This is a genomic window from Mesorhizobium sp. WSM4832, assembly GCF_055811115.1.
Map to the genome: position 1 here is coordinate 109931 of NZ_JBVVQH010000009.1, position 21589 is coordinate 131519.

Below are 21589 nucleotides of genomic sequence, written 5' to 3' on the forward strand. Positions count from 1 at the left end.
TATCTCTTCCAAGCTGCCTTTTTCACGTTTCGATCACGCTGCCTTCTCCAGATTAATCACGGTCGCGCCGGAGAGTTGGTCGGACTTGAAACGCGGGAGAACCCCAATGCTGCCCTTCAGCCCGACTGACTGGCCCTTCCGGCAAGAAGGCAATTTCTACCGGCGGCAAGGCAACCCACCCGCGATCTTTCGTCACGACATCGCCCAGGCGCGCTACCTCGAGCGGCAGTGCGCTCAACGGATTGCCGCTGCGCCCGGTATCAATCAGCCAACCGTCGCGTATCGGCTCCTTGCCTTACTGAGGCCCATCGGCGCAACGCTCTCTCGCCGGCGTGCCGGGCGAGGACCCGCCTCGCCACTTCGCCTTTGAAAGCCGGCCTTTCCACTTGACGGCCTTTCAGGACTCCACCACCGCCTAAATCCCTTCCCCATCCACCAGCGGCACGTCTTCGCCTTCCCATGGCGTCGGCATCGATCCACGCCCCGCCGACGGCAGCGGCATCCAGCATCTGAGCTCCGGCTCGGCATATTCGACGATGCGGCCAGGTGAGGAGTCCGACGCCCGCCAGCCTTCCTCGCCGAACTGGTCGGCGCGCGACCAGTAGGCCATGTCGACCTCGGCCGGTCCCTGCTCGGAGGAGCGCACCGTCACCAGGATGCGGCTGCCGTCCCGTGGCGCGCTCGCCATGTTGCGCCAGTGGTCGGTGTCGTCCATGCGAAGTCCTCCTGCCTGAAGCAATTCCAGAAAAAGTGCGCAGCGGTTTTTCGTCCGGAATTGCGTCAAAACGAAAAACCAATTCCAGGAAAAGCGTGCAGCGGTTTTTCGTCCGGAATTGCCCGAACACAAATTGCCTTCGTCAATAGTCGCCGCACGCCGGGAAGGGGTCAACCCGAACTTGGTGCGAGACAGAAATATCATCTGGAGCTAATATATTCACCGACCGCAATCGGACAGGCGACGATGGACGAAGGATTGCTGTCTCAAGCCACTCGTCTCGGGCCGGTCCATCTTAGGGTGACCGACATCCCGGCGGCCTTGACCGTCTGGCGCGGCACGCTCGGGCTCATGCTATTCAATGAGGACGATGCCACTGCGGAGCTCGGTGCCGGCGGCCGGGTTCTGATCGTGCTCCATGCCGGCGCGGAAGTCGCCCTGCCGCAGAAGTCGCGCGATCTGTTCCATGTCGCCATCCACGTCACGAGCCGCCGCGACCTCGCGCACACGGCCGCCCGCCTCAAGACATCGGGCTTGCGATACAGCGCCCAGGACCACATTATTTCGGAATCGCTCTACGTCTCCGACCCGTCAGGCAACGGCATCGAGATATGCTTCGACACGCCGGAGCGCTTCCTGCGCCGGCAAGTATTGCCCGACGGCCAGGTGTCGTTGATCGCCGCCGACGGCAGCGCGCATTCCGGGCTCGAGCCGCTGGACGTATCGGGCTTGCTGCGCGATATCGGCAATTCCGGCCATGTCGAGCCGAAGATGGCGCAGGATGCCTTCATCGGTCACATCCACTTGCGCGCCCGCGCGCCCGAGACGCTGATGGAATTCTATCTCGGCGTGCTCGGCTTCCGGCCGCATATCCAGTCCCGGACCTTCGGCATGTTCGACTGCGGCACCCAGCGCCGCGCGCATATGGTCGCCTTCAACATCTGGGCGCGCGATGAGCTGCGCGAGCCGCCGCCGAATGCCGCCGGCCTCGACCATTTCACCATCGAGCTTGGTTTCGCGCAGGAACTTGCCGCCGTGGAGCGCAGGCTCGAAGCGGCCAACGCGCCGGCGAAAAGGGATGGCGGCGCGATTTCGACCGCCGATCCGGAGGGCAACCGCTTGCGGCTGGTCCAGGGAGGTTGACCGCGGCTGTTTGACGATGGGAAGGTGGAGGAGGGGAAATGTCGCTCACAGTGATAGGAACCGGCTTCGGCCGGACCGGCACGGATTCGATGCGCGAGGCGCTGACCATGCTTGGCTTCGGCCCTTGCCATCACATGTCGGAGGTGATGGCGCATGCGGAGCAGAAGCGGCTTTGGCGGGCGCTGGCCAAGGGCGCCGCGCCCGACTGGGAGAGGCTCTTTGCCGGCTACAAATCCTGCGTCGACTGGCCGTCGGCGCATTACTGGCGCGAGTTGGTCGAAACCTACCGCCAGGCGCGCGTCATCCTCACCTGGCGCTCGCCCGAAAGCTGGTGGGAAAGTTTCCAAAAGACCATCCTGCCGGGCATCGCCGACAGCAAGGACCAGGACTCGCTGGGTATTGCGCTTCTTACGAAGCAGGTCTTCGGCGGCCGGCCGCAGGATCGCGCGCATGCGATCGCCGTCTACGAGGCCAATGTCGAGGCGGTGCTGAACACCGTGCCGGCGGAGCGCCTTCTGATCCACAAGCTCGGCGACGGCTGGGAGCCGCTTTGCGCCTATCTCGGCGTTCCCGTGCCGGACGAGCCCTATCCCACTCGCAACACTACGCAGGAATTCCGGACGGCGTTTTCGATGAACTGAGGGGAGAGGGGAATATGGAATAGAAAGTCGTGGCGTCGACGGAGTCTCACTTCCTTACTTCCTCACTCCCCTATTCCCTTCCTCACACATGCACGTCGCCGAAGGACAGCTCGCCGTCATCGGCGCGGATGAGGAAAGCGGCGGCAAGCAGCGCGAGATAGCAGGCGCCCACCCCGCACACGACGACGACGCCCGGGATGGGCCCCAGCGTCGCCACCCGGAACGTGTCGACAAGCGAGGCGCCGAAGCCGAGCGGCGAGCCTTCGCGCGACAGGCTTGGCGTGGTGATCTTCAGGATCCAGGCGAGCAGCAGGATCGTGTACATGAAGATGTAGTTGCGGCGCAGCCGGCGGATCAGCGCCGCGCGCTGCGTGATCAGGAAACGCGGCGAGCGAAGGCCTTCGCCTAGAATGGCCAGCCAGTTGGAGGCGTAGTCGGGCTGTGGCGAAAAGACCTGCGCGAAATAATAACGCTCGAACTGCCGCACCCGGGCGCGGTAGACGTCGAAGAAGCGATAGCGCCGCGCCTCGATCCACAAAAGCAGCGTGATCAGGAGCATGGCGAATAGGAGCACGCCGTGATGCGCGGAGGGCGTCGACAGCGACACCGACAGCATCGCTGCCACCACCGTGATCGCCCAATTGCTGGTGCGGTCGAGCCGGTCGCGCCAGCCGGCCATGCGCGCGATCTCGGCGCGGTGGAAATGCGACAGCGTCGTGGTGAATTCGGGGGAACTGAGCTTCAGCGCCAGCGTGTCGGAAGCTCGCGGCGGCGCGGCCGCCTCGGTTGATCTTACTGGCGTAGCCGCCTCTGTCGATTTTGCCGCGTCGGTGGATCTTGCGGCCTTCGTCTGGGACATTCCTCTGCCATGCGCCTCCCGCCGCCGTGGCCGGCCGAGCCTTGACGTCGAGAACAGCCGGCCACACCCCAACTCTCATAACGTGCGGCCGGCCAGAATGTTCCCGCCTTTTCAGGCGGATAAGTCAGGATGCAAGCGGGGGAAGACCGCCATTCGCGCGCCGCGGAAATGGCAGCACCTCGGCCATTGGCCGGGCATGCTGGGCGGCCGCCACTGCGTCGATCACAAGGTCGAGCGCCGCAAGCGCCGTGCGGCTCGTTTCGTCGTCACCGCGTAGGTAATGGCACGCCCGGTCGAGGTGCAGGTGGGCGGCGGCAAAGTCGCTTTTCATTAGCTTCTCCTTGTTGCCCCGCCGTGCCGCGAACATCCCCGAGTCGACTTACCGGGAAGCAAAAAACGGCGATGGCATTTGAATAGAATTGTAGGGAGCTTTTCCTCTCCCCCTCTTCATTGGGGGCGAGGAAACGGCTGCTGGCGACCGTGCAACCGAACCCCGCGCCAAACCGTTATGAGGCGAAATCGAGGGGACACAGGCTTGTCCAAAATACTCAATCGGCGCTGGTCGGTCACGTTTGCCGCCATCGCGCTTCTGCTGCTGCCAGCCGTCGCCGTCGCCGCCGAGAAAACCGGCATGTCCTCGGAAGGCATCTTCGTCGCCGAACTGGTCCTGCTTCTGGTGGTCGGCCGCGGCATCGGCGAGGTGCTGGAGACGCTTGGACAGCCGGCGGTGATGGGGCAACTGATCGGCGGCATCCTGCTCGGGCCCTCGCTGCTCGGCTGGGTCTGGCCGGCGGCCGAGCGGCTGATCTTCGCCGGCGACCCCTCGCAGAAGTCGATGATCAACGCCATCGCCCAGCTCGGCGTGCTGATGCTGCTCCTGCTCACCGGCATGGAGACGGATCTGAGGCTCGTGCGCCGCGTCGGCCGCGCCTGTTTTTCCATCTCGGCCGCCGGCGTCGCCGTGCCGTTCGTGCTCGGCTTCGTCGCCGCCCAGTTCATGCCGGACGCGCTGCTTGCCGCCGGCAGCGGGCGCATCGTCGCCGGGCTGTTCCTCGGCACCGCGCTCTCCATCTCTTCGGTCAAGATCGTCGCGATGGTGGTGCGCGACATGAACTTCATGCGCCGCGACCTCGGCCAGATCATCGTTTCCTCCGCCATCATCGAGGACACGATCGGCTGGGTGATCATCGCGATCACCATCGGCATCGCCACCAGGGGACGGATCGAGATCGGCGGTCTTGCCTTCACCATCCTCGGCGTCGCCGCCTTCATGGCGTTTTCCTTCACGCTCGGGCGGCGCATCGTCTTCGACGCCATTCGCTGGACCAACGACACGTTTCGTTCGGAATATGCGGTGGTCACAGTCATCCTCGCCATCATGGGTATGATGGCTTTGATCACCGACCTGATCGGCGTCCACACCGTGCTCGGCGCCTTCGTCGCCGGCATATTGGTGGGGGAATCGCCGATCCTGTCGCGCCACATCGAAGGGCAGTTGCGCGGCATCATCACCGCCCTTTTCATGCCGGTGTTCTTCGGCGTCGCCGGCCTGTCGGCCGATCTCACCGTGCTGATGGATCCTCAGCTCGCGCTGCTCACCGTGGCGCTGGTGGTGATCGCCAGCATCGGCAAGTTCGGCGGCGCCTTCATCGGCGCGGAAGTCGCCGGCATGAGCCGCGCCGAAGGCATCGCAGTGGGCTGCGGCATGAACGCGCGCGGTTCCACGGAGGTCATCGTCGCCTCGATCGGCCTGTCGATAGGCGTGCTCTCGCACAACCTTTTCACCATGGTCCTCACTATGGCCGTCATCACCACCCTGGCCATGCCGCCGACATTGCGCTGGGCGCTGCGTCGCCTGCCGATGGGCGAGAACGAGAAGAAGCGCCTGGAGCGCGAGGAGATCGACCAGCGCGGCTTCGTCGCCAATCTGGAGCGGCTTCTGGTGGTGGTCGACGAGGGCGTCGTCGGCCGCTTCGCCGCCTATCTCGCCGGCGTCATCGGCGCCGGCAAGCCGACGACGGTGCTGCATTCGAGCGGCGAGATCGACGCCGAGCCCACAGAGGGACTGCATCTGGAGGAGATCGAGAAGGGCGCCGAGGACAGCCGCGAGGCGGCGAAGAAGTCCGATGAGGCGCCCATGCGCGAAGCGCCCGTCACCCGCCGCCAGCATGAGGAGCTTTCGGCCGAGGCGGTCGCCAAGGAGGCGCGCAAGGGCTACGGCATGCTGGTCGTCGGCCTTGGCCGCGCGCTCACCGCCAAGGGCGGCTTCTCGCATCGGCTGAACGAAGTCGCCGGCGCCTTCGAGGGGCCGCTCTGCCTGGTGCTGAAGCCGGCGACCGCCGGCCGCCAGATGCCGGGGCTCGGTCCGGGATCAGGCAAGATACTGGTGCCGGTCAACGGCACGGCGGTTGCCCGCCGCGGCGCCGAACTGGCTTTGGCCATCGCCGCCGTCACCGGCGCGCCGGTCAAGATGCTCTATGTCGCGCGCGGCGGCCGCGAAGAGCCGCGCGACACCGTCTCGCATCGCCGCCGGGAGGCAGTGCTGAAGGACATTGTGGCGCTCGCCGACCGCTACGGCGTCGAGATCGAGACCGCCATCCGCTCGCGGGCCGCCGCCGCCGATGCCATCGCCCGCCAGGCCGGCAGGAACGCGGCATTGATCGTCATGGGCGTGGCGAGGCGCCAGGGCGAAGAGCTCATCTTCGGCGAAACGACGACGGCCGTCCTGCGCCGCAGCCCATGCCCGGTGGTGCTGATCTCCGACGAGCGCCTGCGCCGCGACGAAAGCGACCGCGAGGCGGTGCGCACGGGAACGGGGGCGGGGTGAGGCGGCTGGCTAATCTCCCCCTCGTGGGGAGATGGTCGGCAGACCAGAAAGCGCGTCGCCTGGATCCGTTTCAGCGCGACGCGCTTTAGGCGGTGGTTACAGCGGCCGTCCTTGTCGGGCGGCCGCTTCCTCGATCAGCGTCACGCCGGCTGCAGCTTCTGCCGGCTCGGCTGCGGCGGGAAGGCGATGGCGATGCCGGCCGCGCCCAGCCCGATCAGCGCCGAGCCGATGAACAGCCAGCGATAGCTGGCAGTGGCGTCGTAGATCATGCCGCCGGCAAGCGGCCCGAGCGACATGCCCAGGCTTGAGAGCATGGTGGCCGCGCCAAGGACGGTGCCGATGATGCGCAGGCCGAAATATTCGCGCGCCAGCACCGCGTAGAGCGGCATCACGCCGCCATAGGTGGCGCCGAAGATGACGGCCAGAAGATAGAACTGCTCGAGCTGGCCGACGGTGAGGTAAGCCGCGATCACCAGCCCCTGGATGGCGAGCCCAGCGACCAGCACCGGCTTCACGCCCAGCCGGTCGCCGAGCACGCCATAGAGCACGCGCCCGCCAAGACCGGCGAGACCCTCGACGCTGTAGATCGACACCGCCGCCATCGGCGCGACGCCACAGGACATGGCATAGCTCACCATGTGAAAGATCGGGCCGGAATGCGCCGCGCAGCAAGCGAAGAAGGTGAGACCCAGCACGATGAATTGCGGCGAGCGCAGCGCCTGGCCGACGCTCATGCCGGGATCGTCGGTGGCGGGCGCCGGCGTGCCGTCGGCGGCTGCGAGCGCCGCCGGCGGCTGGCGCACCAGGAAGACGGCGGGCAAAAGCAGCACCCAGGCCATGATGCCGATATCGAACATGGCGGTGCGCCAGTCATAGGCGCTGATCAGCCAGCGCGCGAAGGGCGAGATGGTCATCGGCGCGACACCCATGCCGGCCGAGACAAGCGAGACCGCGAGGCTGCGGTTGGTGTCGAACCAGGCGGTAGTGAGCGCGATCATCGGCGCGAAGAAGGCGCTGGCCGCCAGCCCGACGATGACGCCGTAGCTGAGCTGGAAGACGATGAGCGAAGTGGCCCGGCTCGCCACCACCAGCGACAGGCCGAGCAGCACGGCGCCCGCAAGCACCACGGGCCGCGCGCCGACCCGGTCATAGATCGCGCCCCAGGCGAAACCGCCCAGGCCCATCACCAGGAAATTCAAGGTCATGGCGCTGGAAATGCCGGTGCGCGACCAGTTGGTGTCGAGCGACATCGGCTCCAGAAAGATCGCCAGCGAAAACATGGCGCCGAGCGCCACACAGGTCATCAGCGCGCCGGCCGCGACAATGACCCAACGATAGGAATGGTTCATGGTTCTGCTCCCATGCCGTAAGGCATCCTGTTTGATGCGGCACGGTTTTTCCAGTCCACCGGGCCGTTTGCGTCCGAAGGACGCCAGCACGGGAGCCGATCCTACAATCCGGTTGCATTTTTTATCCGGATTTTTTGAACGGGTGAAGATTTGGCTGTTGCCTGAAAAGTTGCGTTCCTTCGCGCCCCCGCTGTCCCGCCAGCCTCTCGGTATGTCAGCAGCTTCCGGTACCCCGCATTGACCGCACGCTGGTCCCTTCTAAATTGCCCCGTGACAACAGGAGAACCCGCATGGAACTCTATCGCGGCCGGCTCATCGACCACATCCAGCTCGTGGTGCGCGACCTCCAGGCCAGCCGGCGCTTTTACGGCGCTGTGCTCGACGTGCTGGGCATCCCGATCGGCGGCGAGGCGCAGGATTATTTCTGGGCCGACGAATTGTTCATCTCCAGCGCCGACAGCCGCGCCGCGCTCGGCGTGCTCACCGGCCGCCACCATCTTGCCTTCCAGGCGAAGGACCGCACCATGGTCGATGCCTTCTACCAGGCGGGGCTCGCCGCCGGCGGCAAGGACAATGGCGCGCCGGGCGAGCGTCATTACCATCCCGGCTACTACGCCTGCTTCCTGCTCGACCCCGACGGCAACAACATCGAAGCGGTGTTCCACGGCGAGGCGAAGCGGAGCGTCGCTGCGGTAGTGGTGAGTTTTTGAGGCCTACCGACGCCAGAACGGCTTGGCGATTTCCTCCCGCACATCGTCCATGGTCAGGCCGATGTCGCCGATCAGGTACGGCGTGTCGCGTGCCCTGAGCGCGAGCTCTTCGCGGAAGTGGGCGCGCTCGCGCCATGCCGACAGCAGGCTGAAAACACCGGGCTGTTGAACGGCAGGGCCGGCGTCCGCCGCCGGAGTGCCGAGATCCAGCCGCACGGCGCCGTAGAAACCGGATAAGGTGTTGAGTATCGTTTTCATCTTCGGCTCCCTCGTTTGAAACGCTGCCCTTTATGAAGGACACGCGCCGAGCCTGAACCTCCGCCCTCTGCCAAGCCATCGGCCGCATGCAGTGTTTTGGGTCCTGCATTTGTAGTATTTTGCCTCCACACGGTTGAACGCATCTACGTCCACTGGCAGGACAGGACATGAACCGCATCATGACGACATCGGAGGCCTTGTCGGACCGCGAGCGCGCGGTTGCGGAAAAATTCGCTGCCGGCATGACCTATCGCGAGATCGGCGAGGCACTGTTCATTGCGCCGTCCACCGTGCGCACCCATCTCGCCGCGATCTATGAGAAGCTTGGCGTACGCAACAAGATTGCGCTTGCCAGCTATATCAACGGCGCGGCGCATCCGGCTCCCATCCTGCCCGATGCTCCGCCGGTGCTCGCCATGTTCCCGATCGAATGCATCAGCGCCGACGAGCGCTGGCGCCGCTTCGCCGACGGTCTGTCTTCGGACATCACCGTCGATCTCGCTCGCTATGCCGACATGCCGGTGATCGCCTTCCACACTATGAGATCGCTGGGCAGCAGGCCCGCTGATTTCGCCGCCGACGGCAAGGCATTGGGCGCTGCCTACATCGTGTCGGGTCAATTGCGGGCCGACGACCGCCGCATCCGGCTGACGGTCGAACTTGCCGACGCTCGGACCGGGGTCAGCCTGTGGAGCGAGCGCTTCGACTGTCCGGCGGATGACATCTTCGCGCTGCAGGACAGTCTGACCGAAAGCGTCATCAACGTGCTGGCCGGTTGCTTCGGGGCGATCGCCACGGTCGGCCGCAACGCGATCCGGCGCAAGCCGCCGGCCAGCCTGCGGGCCTACGACCACTATCTGCTGGCGGTAGAACAGCACAACACCTTCAGCCTCAGTGGCAACCGAGAGGCCATCAGGCTGTTTTCACGCGCGCTCGAGCTTGACCCCAATTTGGCCGACGCCTGGATCGAACTGGGCTACGCCTATTCGATCGAGGCCTGCAACGGCTACGGTAGCGACCCGAACGAGTCGATCGAGCGATGGCGCTGGGCAATCGAAAATGCGCTGCGCCTCGACCCGGCCAACAGCAGCGCTCTCGTCTGCTTCGGCGATCTCATGGGCTGCCTCGGGGATATCGAGGCGGCCGAACGCGCGCACCGGCGGGCCTTCGAATATGGCTCCAACCAGGCCGACGTGCTGGTGCTGCTTGCCGGCAGCAAAGCGCTCGTCGCGGGTGATCCGGCCGAGGCCATCCCGCTCATCGAGCGCGCCATGCGCCTCAACCCGCTTGCCCCGCCCTGGTATTTCGGCATGCAGGGTCGCGTCCTGTTCGCTGCGGGCAGGCACCGGGAAGCCATTGCCGCACTGCGGCGCAGCACGCTGGATTCTCCCCACGTGCTGATTTTCCTGATGCTCGCCTATGCGATGGTAGGCGAAAGCGTCGAGGCCGCTGCCATCGCGGCCAGGCTGCGCGGCGAATTTCCGGGCTTCTCTGTGGAGGGTTTCATATCGGGCTATCCCATCACCAATCCGGGTGCGGTGCGCGCCATCCGCGATGCGGCGAAGCTGGTGACGTTCCGCTAACCCCCGCCCAAAAACGCCGCGATCAGCTTCAGCATGTTGCCATCCTGCCCGAACTCTATCCCGTCGAAGTCGTGGCTGCCCTGGCGCTGCGCCTTGGAGAGCTGGTCGAGATAGGCCGTCAGCGCCGCCCTGACCTTCTTGCAGCCGGGATCGTTCTCGGCGGTGAGGCCGGTGCTGAAGGCGACGATCTTGTCCACCATGTCGACAATGCCGGCGCCGTGCACCTTCTCATGTGCGATCAGCCCGGCGGCGAATGTATCCCAGCGCGCCTGCAACGCGGGCGCTAGTTTTTCCGCCGGCTTCGGCAGCGTGTAGGTGATGATGAGCTTCGGCCGCGCCGTCTTCAGCACGCAGGCGCTGCCTTGCGGCTGGTAGTCGCGCTGCCAGGTCAGCTTGAAGAAAGTATGCGCGATGACGCGCCGCTCTTTGCCGGCCGTGCCGACCACCGGGCCCTTTTCGCCGATCGAGAGATAGAGCCGCTCGGCGCTCTGACCCGAGACGGCATAGGTGTCGATTTTCTCGACGGGTTTCCAGTCGGCGCGTGCCGGCGTGGACAGGAGCAGGGCAACGAGGAGGAGGGCGGGCTTCATGGGGCGATCCATAGCATCGGGTCTCGTTCGGCAGAAGTCGGCCCGCGCATTTCCGGAACCCGTTCCACCCGTCGGTCGTTTCCCTGGGCAATCATCCCAACCCACGGGGGAGGAAGAAGATGACCCGCAACGACATCATTTCCGTGCTTGGACCGGTCGACGAGGCCGTCATCGCCGACATCGCGCTGACCGGCGCCAGCCTCGAGGAGCTGCGCGAGGCCTTCGCCTGGATCGGCGCCGACGAGGCGCTGGTCAATGAAGGCCATGCCATGCCCGGCGCCCGCGTGGCAAAACTGATCGAGATCCTCGAACCGCCGGAAGACGAGCCGGCGGCACCGGGCGCGATGGAATAGCGCGGCGCTCTATCTCCCCCGGGGAGATAGAGCGTCGGCGTGCCGGGCGCGATGGTATAGGGCGCTGCCAGGTAGGTGTTTCTCCCTACTTGCCCCTGCAACACCTCCCGTCATAGTTTTTGCCGCTTTGGCGGGAGGAAAAGCGCTTGGACACCAATGTCGTCATTATCGGCGCCGGCCCTGCCGGGCTCGCCGTCGCTGCCTGCCTGAAGCAGGCGGGAGTCGACTTCGTAATCCTCGAAAAGGCCGATGAGGTTGCGCCGTCCTGGCGGCGGCATTACCGGCGGCTGCATCTGCACACGGTGAAATCCTTCTCCTCGCTGCCTTTCGCGCCGTTCCCGAAAAGCCACCCGCGCTATGTGCCGCGCGACAAGGTTGTGGCTTATCTCGATGCCTATGCCGAGCGTTTCGGCCTCAAGCCGCGCTTCGGCGTCACCGTCAAATCGGTCCGCCGGGAAGGCGAGCGCCTGCTGGTCCGGACCGACGCCGGGCTGCTCGTTGCGCGCAGGATTGTCGTTGCCACCGGCAACAATGCCCAGCCGATCACGCCGGCCTTCCCAGGCATCGAAGGCTTCAAGGGCAAGGTGCTGCACAGCGCCGCCTACACCGAGGCAGCTGCTTACGTCGGCAAGGACGTGCTGGTCATCGGCATGGGAAATACGGGCGCGGAGATCGCGCTCGATCTTGCCGAGAGCGGCGCCAGGCCCACCATCTCGGTGCGCAAGGGCGTCCACATCGTGCCGCGCCAGCTCTTCGGCGTGCCAATCCAGATGGTGGGCATCGCCAGCCGGACGATGCCGCAGTCGCTGAACGACTGGATGTTCCCAAAAATCCTCGACCTCGCGCTGGGCCGGCTAGAGAGATACGGCATCGTGCGGCCGAGAGAAGGCATCCTCGCCCAGATCGATGCGGGACGCATTCCGATGATCGATGTCGGCGCGGTGGCGGCGATCAAGCAGGGAAGGATCGGCATCGCGCCCGATATCGCAAGCTTCACGGGGGACGGCGTGAAATTCGCCGATGGGGTGGAGAAGAAATTCGACGCGGCGATTTTCGCCACCGGCTACCGTCCGGGCTATGACGGCTTCCTGCCTGCAGAGATCAGGCCGGAAAAGAGCGGCGTGAACGCGCGCGCGAAGGAGTTGGGCGTCTATCTCGTCGGCTTCTACAACCCGGTCACCGGCCTGCTGCGCGAGATCGGCATCGAGGCGCGGGCGGTGGCGAAGGATATTGCGGGGCGGGGCATCTAAGCCGATAAGCCGAGTTCCGTCAGGCCAAAGGGGGTGCCTTCGCGCCGACGTCCAGGTGCTAGCGTTGCGATTGCCTGAATCGGGTGGCGCCCGTCATACCCATAATGCGAAGCCATCCCATCAACCGGGGTCCACTCCATGCTCACGCTCTACGATTATCTCCCGTCGCAAAATGCCTGGAAGATTCGCGTCCTGCTCGGCCTCCTCGGCGTCGCCTACGAAACCCGCATGGTGTCGATCTTCGAAGGCGAGAGCCACACGGAGGCTTTTCTGAAGCTCAACCCGGCCGGGGCCGTTCCGGTGCTCGCCGTGGAGAATGGCCAGGCAATCGCCGAGTCCAACGCGATCCTCGTCTGCGTCGCCGAGGGCACACAATATCTGCCGGCAGACCGGCTTCTTCGTGCCAAGGTGATGCAGTGGCTGTTCTTCGAGCAGTATTATGTTGAACCGGTCATTGGCTCGCTGCGCTTCTGGACGCTAACTGGGCGGCTGGAGCGCAACAGGGCGCTGGTCGCGGGCAAGCATGAGGCGGGCGTGCGGTCACTTGGCGCACTGGAGCGCAGCCTGCAAGACACACCGTTCCTGGTCGGCGATACGCTCACTATCGCCGACGTCGCGGTCTATGCGTACGGCCATCGCGCCGAGGATTGCGGTTTCTCGCTCGCCGACTATCCGGCGGTCGGCGCTTGGGTGGAGAGGGTCGGCGAGGCGATCGGGCCGGGCTATCCCGTCCATCCCTACAGCATAGATCCGCATTCGGCTGGATGAGGACGGCCGGCGGCGGCTCTCTAAACTAGGCAAATTCCAGGTGGAACCGCTTCCTGGAATTTGCCTTATGTGCCGGCCGCCGGCCGGCCTTCAATGCTTGCTCTTGGTGGAGCCGGCACCGGCACCTCCGATCGGGATACGCCTGGCTTTCGCCTGTGCGCGCTGGGTCTTGGGCAGCGTCACCGTGAGCACGCCGTTGTGGAAGTCCGCGCGCACCTTGTCTTCCTCGATCTCGGTGCCGAGCGGAATGCGCCGTTCGAAGCGGCCATAGAAGTGCTCGGAAAACTGCCTGTCCTTGTCTTCGGTCAGCGACTTCTTCTCGCCGCGCAACGTCAGCACGCCGTCGTCCAGCATCAACTCGACGTCCTTCTCCTCCATGCCGGGCATTTCGGCCGTGATGCGGACTTCGGAGTCGGTGTCGGAGATTTCGACGCTCGGCCATCCGGCGCGTCCACCAAAGTAGTCGCCAAGCGACGGCATCCTGCTGCCAAAATCGCGGAATGCATCATCGAATAGACGGTTCATCTCGCGATGCAGCGCCACGAAGGGATCGCGATCGCCGTCGCGATAGAGACCGGGGACCTTATTGCCTTCCCTGGCCCACGGGATGAGATCACGCATTGCCATTTCGATGTCTCCTTCTCGGTTGCATGAGGCGATGCAGGTGCCTGGGTACCGGACAGCTTCGAGGCTGTGCTGGCTGACTGGTCCTCCGCGGCGTCGGCCGCGTTCCGAACACTCCCCGCATGTCCAGTGCTTGCGCACGAGATCGGCTAGAATCGATCTGGGGAACGGCTTTGCGAAGTCAAGGCCCGCTTTTCCCGTCGCGCCAGGCTTTCTTCGATGGGCCGCCGGACGCAATGATTTTGAGCCTTTTTGTCCGCCCAGGAACGCCGGACGATGCCGGAACAGAAGGCCGCGCAGGGCGTTTTCGTTCAAGCAGTTTCGGGAAGCACGTGGGTTTTCCGTTATGGTGGGCCAGTGTGCCGCCGCGCACGCAAGGGGTGCCACGAGGCCCGGCCTGCGCTTTCCCAACGGCACAAGGGAGATCCCAATGGTGCGCACCGTCGCTTTCGTTATTTTCGCCACCGGCATGGCCAGCCTGCCCGCCATGGCTGCCGAGCAATACTGGGTCGCCAGGGATGCCGTCTCGAAACAGTGCGAGATCGTGCCGAAAAAGCCCGACGGGACGCTTGTCATCGATCTCGGCAAGAAGAAATACGCCAGCGAGGGGGAGGCCAGGAAGGCGATGGAGGCGCTTTCGGATTGCAAGAAGAAATAGGGCCGTAAACGCTTACCGGTCCACCGTCGACATCGCCCGCTCATTGTATCGTGGCCCCGCCACCTTGTCGGGCGTCAGCGCCATGTCGAGCCCCAGCATCTCGGTGGCGTCGAGCTTGATGTCCGCCGCCGCGACATTCTCCTCCAGATAGATCCGGCGCTTGGTGCCTGGGATCGGCACGATGTCGATGCCGAAGTCGGGGCCCTTGGCGAGCAGCCAGGCGATCGCGACCTGGCCGGGTTTGACGCCTTTTGCCGCGGCGATGTCGCGCACCGTGGCTGCCGCCGCGACATTCAAGTCGAAATTCTCGCCCTGGTAGCGCGGGTCGCCGCGGCGGAAATCGCCCTCGGGATAGTCTTCCGCGCGCCTGACGTCGCCGGCGAGGAAACCGCGGCCGAGCGGCGCGAACGGCACCAGGCCGATGCCCAGCTCCTTCAGCGCCGGGATGATCTCCGGCTCGAGGTTGCGCTCCCACAGCGAATATTCGCTCTGCAGCGCCGAGACCGGATGCGCGGCGTGCGCGCGGCGGATGTTGGAAATGCCCGCTTCCGACAGGCCGAAGAAGCGCACCTTGCCTTGAGCCACCAGTTCGCCGACCGCGCCGGCGACATCCTCCATAGGCACGGCGGGATCGACGCGGTGCTGGTAGAAAAGGTCGATGCGGTCGGTGGCGAGCCGCTTCAGCGAAGCCTCCACCACCTCGCGTATATGCTCGGGCCGGCTGTCGAGGCCGGCCTGCTTGCCGTCGGCGATGCGGAAGCCGAACTTCGTCGCGATCGTCACCTGATCGCGCCGGCCTTGCAGCGCGCGGCCGAGCAGTTCCTCGTTGAAGAAGGGCCCATAGACCTCGGCCGTGTCGAGGAAGGTGCAGCCGAGCTCGATCGCCCGGTGCAACGTCGCGATCGACTCCGCCTCGTCGGCCGGCCCGTAGGCCTGGCTCATGCCCATGCAGCCGAGACCGATCGCCGAGACTTCGAGCCCCTGGCCGCCGAGTTTCCGTTTGCCGAGGCTCATCGATGTTCTCCGAAGGTAGATAAGCGCTCGCGAAAATATAGAGGCCGGAAGCGAACCGTCCAGCCGGCAATATTCGCTTGATCCGGATCAAGGCAGGCCGGGCGGAGGGTCCTATCGTTAATTCGTGTTGGGCAGGACGCAAGGCAGGCGGGTGGTTCCGGCCGGCACCATTCCCTCGGAGCCCTGACGAACCATCCGGATCGCCTGCGTGGAACTCAAGCCATCGGCAGCATGTGGCGCATGATCAGCGAGGCGTGCCCGCCGACACCATGCGCGGCCTCACGGCGCTCGACCACTTCGAAGCCGTGCTTGCGGTAGAAGGCGATCGCGCGGTCGTTGCCCTCGATCACCTCCAGCGCGATCGAGGGAATGCCGGCATGCGCGGCAAGCACGGCGTGCAAAAGGTCGACCGCGAGGCCGCTGCCGAACGCCTGCGGCTCGATGTGGAGCCGCTCGAGCATGACGTCACCCTTTGTGTCCATCATCGCCATCGCGTAGCCGGCGATCGAACCGTCGGCGTCTTCGGCGACGAAGGACATCTTGTCCTCGTCGTCGAGCTCGGCCGCGAGCTTTTCCGGCGTGTGCCTTTCGTCGGAAAGCCGAGCCACGGTCTCGTCGCCCATGATCGGCGCATAGGTCCTGCGCCAGGATTGGCCGAGCAGGCGCGACACATCGGCAAGGTCGTCACTCGTCATCGCGCGGATGCGGGTCATCTTCATGGTCCTCGTTGCAATCCGAAAATAGGGCGAAGCCAGCGATACGGCCAATCCCGACATTCGAAGCGTGCTGGTTCCTCGCGTCCGCAAAGCGGGGGGAGGTAGCCGCGATGCGGACGGAGAGGGGCCTTCGCAGGGCGCTCCCTGTCTGCGCCTCGGCTTCGCCGAGCCACCTCTGCCATTCCATGGGGCGAGGAACTGGATCTAATTAACCCGCACGGCTGTGCCCGCTACCGTCCGATAGCCCGCTGCCGAACCGATAGGGGCGGCAGCGGGCTATTGGTGCGACGGGAGTGCTGTCCCGTCGAGCAGGAGACACTGCTCACAATGATCTAAACCGGCTTCGCCGGGGATCGCGACTTACGGATTCGTAAGCTCACTCACGATCATGTTCCCAGCCGGCGCGCAATCCCCCGACATGTGCTTCTGTGTGGTCGAAAGCAGCTCCTCCTGCGCCAGGCGCGGCGTGGCCGGCTTTCCCGCCTCGCGGAACCGACGGGCGAAGATCATCAAATGGCGCGCGGTGTTGTTGCGCAGGCGGCGCAGCCGCCATTCCAGCCCGGTCTCCGTGGTGATCCGCCTGGCATAGATGCTGGCCCGCATGGCTCTGGCGTCGGCCGCGATCTTGATCGGATCGTCGTAGAAGGCGCAGATCTTGTCGGCCGCCATGCCGGGCGTTTCGAGCCAGGCGGGGATATGCGTCGAGCTGAGGCAATCGACATCGGTAAGCACCCGATGGATGCCGTCGCCTTGCGCCGGGCATGTCGTGGCGAACGCGTCGCCGATGAAGACGACGCCGTCGCGGCGATGGCCCTGTGACGTCGTCAGGCTGACCTGCCTCACTTCGACCTCGCTGGCGACGGCGAAGCCGCCGCATCGCTCGGCAATCTCCGGCATCAGCTCCAGCAGCATCTTTTGCGGGTTTTCGCGGAACGTCCGCACCCACGGATCGGCGACGGTCCGGTAGACGAACATGTTCGCCCGCATCCGCTCGCCGATGCGGAAGACGGTAAGATAGGCAATGCGGTCGGTGACCCGCTTTCCGTAGAAGGCGATGGACGCAAGGCCGAAGTCCTGAGGCGAGATCGCCAGATCGAACCCCATCGTCAGCGAATGGGCCTTGGATTCCTCGATGCGCTCGACGCCGATGGCGCGGCGCACCGCCTCGCTGTAGCCGGTCGCCACAACCAGCAGGCGGGCATCGATGACGGAACCGTCGGTGAGCACCAGGCGCTGCCGGTCCGGTCCGGTCGACACCTCGGCGACCTTGCCCACCGTCAGCGGCACTTGCGAAGGCAACGCCGCGCGTATGCCATTGACCAGCGGCGTGTAGGAAAAGGCGTATTCCCGGGCCTGCTTGCGCTCGAACCACTGGCCGAAACGGAAGACATGGGTATCGGTCATCGGCGTGACGAGGGACCTGAAAACCGGGCCGAGGCCGAGCTTTTCGAACAGCCCCATCTGCTCCGCGCGGGTTTTCTCGGCCCGGAATTCGTCATGGTGGATGCGATGCGGATCGACCAGCGCTATCCTGCGGCCCGCCTTGGCGAGCGACAGCGCGAGCACCGTGCCGGCGAGCCCCGCACCAACGATCGCCACGTCGACCTCGGTCCGGCCGGGCGGCGCGGCGGGCGTTTCGCGAGCCTCTGCGATGCTCATTTTTCGTCTCCACGGCCCGTTGGCATGGGTTCCCGCCGCTTCCAGCGCGGCGCCATTGCCGAACCATCTATGAATTCCAGCCCGCCCGCCTCGTTGAGCGTATGCAGCTTGCGGCCGGCCCAGCCGGCGCCGGGGTTGAGGATCGTCTCGACGACCTGTTCCATGCCGGTCTCGTCGAGTCGGGTGACACGCGCGATGCCGAGCGCGGCGCCATAGCTGCGGCGGCAATCCTGCACCGGGCGCAGAAGCTGGCCGCCACGGCTGACCATGCGGCCCGCGGGCCGCGCCGAGGCGATGTCGATCAGCACCGGGTTCTTCGGATGCGGCGTCCACGGCCCGCGGAAATCCGGCGCCGACCAGAGATGAAGCTGGTCCGAGAAGGCGCCGCCACCGTCGCGCACGGTGGCGAACATCCACCAGCGCCCGCCATGCTCGACAAGCGTGGCGTCGCCGACGACGACGTCCGACAAAAGCGTCGCCTCCTTCACCCAGCCGCCCGGGAAAGCGGTGGCGCGGTAGAGGTCGACGCTGCGGTTGGCGGAGCTTTCCGGCACCATCCACATCTCGCCGTCGCGCTCGAACACGAAGGGGTAGGAGAGGTGATAGGGCAGTTCCAGCACCGGCTTCGGCCGGCCGGCCGGCCCGTTCGGCCCGAAAGCCACCGCCGAAAGGATCGCCTTGCCGGTGCGGTGGATATAATCCTCGACGAACAAGGTCACCTGGCCATGGTGAAGCACCGGGAACGGATCGGCGTAGAAGCGGCTGCCGTCGTCCGGCAGGTCGCGCCAGCCAGACTGCGGATGGGCGCGCAGATCGTATAGGTCCTTGCCACCGGTCTCGCGCCAGCCGACCCGCCAATGCGGGGCGTTGTAGCACAGATGATAGATCTGCTGCACGATGCGCCGCGCCGTCGCCTTGGCCGCCCGTACGCCGAGCTTCGTGGCCGACGGCATGGCCGGCGGCGGCGCTTCGGACGACGGTTCTGGCAGCACAGGCAAATGCGAGCGCGCGGCGCCGTCGGCCGCCGCAGCGATCAGGCTGGCGCTTCGCGCCAGCATGTCCTGGAAGGAAGCCAGCGCGATGCCGTGATATTCGGTGCCGAGCCGCCCCTCGGCGACGGTTGCGCCGTTCTGTTCGAGGCGCGCCAGCGGCGTGCGGCCGGCAAGGATCAGCGCCAGCAGGGCCTCCTCGCCGCAGACGCCGTCATAGGCGAGCCGCCAGACCCTTCTGCCGTGCGGCTCGACGTCGCCGACGAGGTCGATTGTGAGATCGGCTGGCGCGGACGCTCTTGCATGGCCGGCCAGCGCCGAAAGTGGCACACGCCTGGCCGTCCCATTGGCGGGCAGGCGATGGATCAGCGTCTCAAGATGGAACAGCGCCTCGGCGGCCTGCGGCACACCGCCCGCCGCCGGACGGGCGTCGATGGAAAGCTCGACGCCGGACAGCAGCGAGAGCCGTTCGGCCAGCGCGACATGGAAAGTGCGCACGCAATCGCCGTTGAGGCGCAGATTCAGGCGCATTCCCGACCCCTGGGCAACTCACATCCGGGGCCGGCAGCCCGGCCCGCCAAGTCAAGTTCCCGCCGCATGCGCACCACGTCTCCTAACTTTGGGCTGCACTTAAATTGTACTGCGTCGGTGCAAACTTCGTGCCAGCACGGCATCAATTTATGAACATAATTAACAGTGTTTTAATCGTTGCCGGGAATAGCTAGGCCAACGCCGCATTTTAGTCTTTGCCGGCCGATGGAGCGTTGTCGGAGCGACCTTTGCAACCATCCCTGCTCATGGTGCCCCAGCAGCACGCTCCCGACGCGGTCGCGCCGGCGCCAGCCTATTACGCGCAGGCGCCCGCGCCCGCCACGGTCGAGCTTGGCGATCTCGGCCGCATCCTGTTGCGGCGCCGCTTCCTGATCCTTGCCGTCACCGCGCTGCTCACCGCCGTGACGCTTGTCTATGCCATGCTGACGCCGGCGCTCTACAGCTCGACGGCGCAGATCATCATCGATCCACAGGACCTCCAGGTCGTCACCAACGACGTCAATCCGAGCCGCATTTCGCCGGATGGCGGCATCACCCAGGTCGAAAGCCAGGTCAGCGTCGCGCAATCGAACAGCGTCCTGTTGCGCGCCATCGCGGCGACCAAGCTGACCGAAAATCCGGAATTCAACGGTGAGGGCGTGCTCGACCGCTGGCTGGGCAGGTTCTTCGGCGCCGCCGGCGGCGACAGGACGGCTGAGACGCTCGACGCACTGCGCCGCCGCCTTGCGGTGAAGCGCGACGACAAGGTGCTGGTCCTCAACATCATCGTCACGGCCAAAAGTGCCCAGACGGCGGCGGACCTGGCCACCGCCATAGCCAAAGCCTATCTGGCCGACCAGGCGGATGCGCGCTCCCAGGCCGCCGCCCAGGCTTCCGATGCGATCAGCGCGCGGCTGGACGACCAGAGCAAGCGCGTCGAGCAGGCGGCCAACGCCGTCGAGGCCTACAAGGCCGAGCACAACATGGTGATGGCCGCCGGCAACCTGGTCAGCGACCAGGAACTGACCGACCTCAACACGCAGCTGACCGCCGCCCAGACCCGTACCGCACAGCTCAAGGCGCAGGTCGACCAGCTGCGCCGGCAGGGTGGCGCGCCGGACGCGACCACCGAGGCGATGCGCTCGCCGGTGATCGCCAGCCTCAGGGCCCAGGAGGCGACGCTGGTCGATCAGATATCCCAGTTCGGCACCGCGCTTGGGCCGCGCCATCCCTCGATGATCTCCGCGCAGCAGCAGCTGAGCGATCTGCGCAAGCTGATTTCGCGTGAACTCGGCCGCCTCGTCGCCTCCGCCGAGACCGACTACGAGCGCGCCTTGGCCAATCAGAAGGATCTGCAGGCCAAGATGGCGTCGCTGAAGGGCAAGTCGCTCGACACCGACCAGGCGTCGGTCAGGCTGCGCGAGCTGCAGCGCGATCTCGATGCGGTGCGCACCGTCTATGCCAATTACCTGCAGCGCGCCCAGGAAACGCGCGAGCAGACCAACGTCAACAGCACCAATGCCCGCATCATCTCCTATGCCATGCCGGCGCTGAAGAAGAGCTGGCCGCCGAAGGGCCTGCTTCTGTTCGGCGCCATCTTCGGCGGACTGGCGCTGGGCATCGGCATGGCGCTGATCGCCGAATATCTTTCGCCGACCGTGCTTTCCGCCAACCAGATGCAGTCGGCCATCGAGGCGCCGGTGCTGGGCGTGCTGCCGGGCAAAGCGCGGCGCCGTGGGAGCCGCTCCGGCGCCATGGCCCAGAAGACCGACGCCGTGGCCGGGCTCGCGCTGCAGCGCATCGCCGCCGCCACCAGGCGTCCGTCCGACTGGCCGCTTGTGCCCTCGATCCTGGTGGCGTCGCCGCCCGAGGACAAGGCGCAGCGGTCGAGGGTGGCGTGGCAACTCGCCAATGCGGCGGCGGCCAGGGGCCGTCGCGTGTTGTTCATCGACATCAATGCCGGCAAGGGCCAGAAGGACCCGCAGCCCGGCGTGCTCGACGTGCTGCGCGGCGAATATCCGCTCGATGCGGTCAGCCGCTATGCGCCGGGCAGTTCCGTCGCGCTGCTCGGCCGCGGTCGGCCGGCCGCGGTGTTCCAGGAAGCGCAGGCGCTCTATTTCGCCCATCGCATGCTGGCCGAGGCCAACCATAGCTTCGAGCTTGTCGTCATCGACGGCGGCGCGCTGGCCGACGACCTCAACGTCCTGCCGCTGGTCGCCATGGCCGACGAGATCCTGCTCGTTGCCCGGCTGAACGCGACGCCGATGCGCGACGTCGCCACGACCTCGGAAGCGGTCTCCGTCATGGGGCGGCTGCCGACCGGCGCCATGCTGGTCGACGAGGCTGCCTGAA

Annotated in this window: 21 protein-coding genes; 10 read left to right on the forward strand and 11 right to left on the reverse strand. The window is 65.8% G+C overall.

All coding sequences use genetic code 11. From position 1 onward, the window contains the following. Nucleotides 1–415: 415 nt before the first annotated feature. Entirely contained in the window at nucleotides 416–715 is a 300-nt protein-coding gene (locus AC0L2L_RS14855) for a hypothetical protein (protein WP_473579327.1), read from the reverse strand. A gap of 246 nt (nucleotides 716–961) precedes the next feature. On the opposite strand from AC0L2L_RS14855, the gene AC0L2L_RS14860 reads away from it, so the two are divergent. Continuing rightward, complete coding sequence (locus AC0L2L_RS14860; protein ID WP_473579328.1) at nucleotides 962–1858, forward strand: VOC family protein; 897 nt, start codon at nucleotides 962–964, stop codon at nucleotides 1856–1858. 38 nt (nucleotides 1859–1896) lie between these two features. After that, nucleotides 1897–2499 carry a sulfotransferase family protein gene (locus AC0L2L_RS14865; RefSeq protein WP_473579329.1) on the forward strand — a complete coding sequence of 201 codons (603 nt, stop codon included), beginning with the start codon at nucleotides 1897–1899 and terminating at the stop codon, nucleotides 2497–2499. 82 nt (nucleotides 2500–2581) lie between these two features. Here the strand turns inward: AC0L2L_RS14865 and AC0L2L_RS14870 are convergent, their stop codons facing one another. Both AC0L2L_RS14870 and AC0L2L_RS14875 read right to left on the reverse strand, forming a co-directional pair. After that, nucleotides 2582–3358, reverse strand: a complete 777-nt coding sequence (locus AC0L2L_RS14870) for a DUF2270 domain-containing protein (protein ID WP_473579330.1) — start codon at nucleotides 3356–3358, stop codon at nucleotides 2582–2584. A 124-nt stretch (nucleotides 3359–3482) separates the two neighbouring features. After that, nucleotides 3483–3689 (reverse strand): hypothetical protein, encoded by a 207-nt coding sequence (locus tag AC0L2L_RS14875; RefSeq protein ID WP_473579331.1) that lies wholly within the window; start codon nucleotides 3687–3689, stop codon nucleotides 3483–3485. A gap of 300 nt (nucleotides 3690–3989) precedes the next feature. Here AC0L2L_RS14875 and AC0L2L_RS14880 point away from each other — a divergent pair, with 300 nt between their 5' ends. Next, nucleotides 3990–6185 (forward strand): cation:proton antiporter domain-containing protein, encoded by a 2196-nt coding sequence (locus AC0L2L_RS14880; protein ID WP_473579474.1) that lies wholly within the window; start codon nucleotides 3990–3992, stop codon nucleotides 6183–6185. 140 nt (nucleotides 6186–6325) lie between these two features. Here AC0L2L_RS14880 and AC0L2L_RS14885 read toward each other — a convergent pair whose 3' ends face one another. Further along, entirely contained in the window at nucleotides 6326–7534 is a 1209-nt protein-coding gene (locus AC0L2L_RS14885) for an MFS transporter (protein WP_473579332.1), read from the reverse strand. A 290-nt stretch (nucleotides 7535–7824) separates the two neighbouring features. Here AC0L2L_RS14885 and AC0L2L_RS14890 point away from each other — a divergent pair, with 290 nt between their 5' ends. Then, nucleotides 7825–8244 carry a VOC family protein gene (locus tag AC0L2L_RS14890; RefSeq protein ID WP_473579333.1) on the forward strand — a complete coding sequence of 140 codons (420 nt, stop codon included), beginning with the start codon at nucleotides 7825–7827 and terminating at the stop codon, nucleotides 8242–8244. Between the two features lie 3 nt (nucleotides 8245–8247). On the opposite strand, the gene AC0L2L_RS14895 is transcribed toward AC0L2L_RS14890, so the two are convergent. Beyond that, nucleotides 8248–8502, reverse strand: a complete 255-nt coding sequence (locus AC0L2L_RS14895; protein WP_473579334.1) for a DUF1127 domain-containing protein — start codon at nucleotides 8500–8502, stop codon at nucleotides 8248–8250. A 167-nt stretch (nucleotides 8503–8669) separates the two neighbouring features. Here AC0L2L_RS14895 and AC0L2L_RS14900 point away from each other — a divergent pair, with 167 nt between their 5' ends. Further along, complete coding sequence (locus tag AC0L2L_RS14900; RefSeq protein WP_473579335.1) at nucleotides 8670–10085, forward strand: LuxR C-terminal-related transcriptional regulator; 1416 nt, start codon at nucleotides 8670–8672, stop codon at nucleotides 10083–10085. Here AC0L2L_RS14900 and AC0L2L_RS14905 read toward each other — a convergent pair. Next, the gene (locus tag AC0L2L_RS14905) at nucleotides 10082–10675 is read right to left on the reverse strand and encodes a DUF922 domain-containing Zn-dependent protease (protein WP_473579336.1); all 594 of its coding nucleotides are present in this window, start codon (nucleotides 10673–10675) and stop codon (nucleotides 10082–10084) included. The genes AC0L2L_RS14900 and AC0L2L_RS14905 overlap by 4 nt on opposite strands. Nucleotides 10676–10794: 119 nt before the next feature. On the opposite strand from AC0L2L_RS14905, the gene AC0L2L_RS14910 reads away from it, so the two are divergent. From AC0L2L_RS14910 to AC0L2L_RS14920, 3 genes are all read left to right on the forward strand, one after another. Continuing rightward, nucleotides 10795–11028, forward strand: a complete 234-nt coding sequence (locus AC0L2L_RS14910; protein WP_473579337.1) for a hypothetical protein — start codon at nucleotides 10795–10797, stop codon at nucleotides 11026–11028. 146 nt (nucleotides 11029–11174) lie between these two features. Then, complete coding sequence (locus AC0L2L_RS14915) at nucleotides 11175–12278, forward strand: flavin-containing monooxygenase (protein WP_473579338.1); 1104 nt, start codon at nucleotides 11175–11177, stop codon at nucleotides 12276–12278. A gap of 138 nt (nucleotides 12279–12416) precedes the next feature. Continuing rightward, the gene (locus tag AC0L2L_RS14920; RefSeq protein WP_473579339.1) at nucleotides 12417–13046 is read left to right on the forward strand and encodes a glutathione S-transferase family protein; all 630 of its coding nucleotides are present in this window, start codon (nucleotides 12417–12419) and stop codon (nucleotides 13044–13046) included. A 90-nt stretch (nucleotides 13047–13136) separates the two neighbouring features. Here AC0L2L_RS14920 and AC0L2L_RS14925 read toward each other — a convergent pair whose 3' ends face one another. Continuing rightward, nucleotides 13137–13673: an Hsp20/alpha crystallin family protein gene (locus AC0L2L_RS14925; protein ID WP_473579340.1), complete on the reverse strand. Its 537-nt coding sequence runs from the start codon at nucleotides 13671–13673 to the stop codon at nucleotides 13137–13139. Between the two features lie 427 nt (nucleotides 13674–14100). Between AC0L2L_RS14925 and AC0L2L_RS14930 the strand changes: the two genes are divergently transcribed. After that, nucleotides 14101–14328 carry a hypothetical protein gene (locus AC0L2L_RS14930; RefSeq protein WP_473579341.1) on the forward strand — a complete coding sequence of 76 codons (228 nt, stop codon included), beginning with the start codon at nucleotides 14101–14103 and terminating at the stop codon, nucleotides 14326–14328. A 12-nt stretch (nucleotides 14329–14340) separates the two neighbouring features. Here the strand turns inward: AC0L2L_RS14930 and AC0L2L_RS14935 are convergent, their stop codons facing one another. From AC0L2L_RS14935 to AC0L2L_RS14950, 4 genes are all read right to left on the reverse strand, one after another. Next, nucleotides 14341–15342 carry an aldo/keto reductase gene (locus AC0L2L_RS14935; RefSeq protein WP_473579342.1) on the reverse strand — a complete coding sequence of 334 codons (1002 nt, stop codon included), beginning with the start codon at nucleotides 15340–15342 and terminating at the stop codon, nucleotides 14341–14343. Nucleotides 15343–15557: 215 nt separating this feature from the next. After that, nucleotides 15558–16055, reverse strand: a complete 498-nt coding sequence (locus tag AC0L2L_RS14940; RefSeq protein ID WP_473579343.1) for a GNAT family N-acetyltransferase — start codon at nucleotides 16053–16055, stop codon at nucleotides 15558–15560. A 363-nt stretch (nucleotides 16056–16418) separates the two neighbouring features. Further along, nucleotides 16419–17717: an FAD-dependent oxidoreductase gene (locus AC0L2L_RS14945; protein WP_473579344.1), complete on the reverse strand. Its 1299-nt coding sequence runs from the start codon at nucleotides 17715–17717 to the stop codon at nucleotides 16419–16421. After that, on the reverse strand, nucleotides 17714–19237 hold the full coding sequence (locus AC0L2L_RS14950; protein WP_473579345.1) for a glucosamine inositolphosphorylceramide transferase family protein: 1524 nt from the start codon (nucleotides 19235–19237) through the stop codon (nucleotides 17714–17716). The genes AC0L2L_RS14945 and AC0L2L_RS14950 overlap by 4 nt, the downstream gene beginning before the upstream one ends. A gap of 248 nt (nucleotides 19238–19485) precedes the next feature. On the opposite strand from AC0L2L_RS14950, the gene AC0L2L_RS14955 reads away from it, so the two are divergent. After that, nucleotides 19486–21588, forward strand: a complete 2103-nt coding sequence (locus tag AC0L2L_RS14955; protein WP_473579346.1) for a GumC family protein — start codon at nucleotides 19486–19488, stop codon at nucleotides 21586–21588. Nucleotide 21589: the final 1 nt, after the last annotated feature.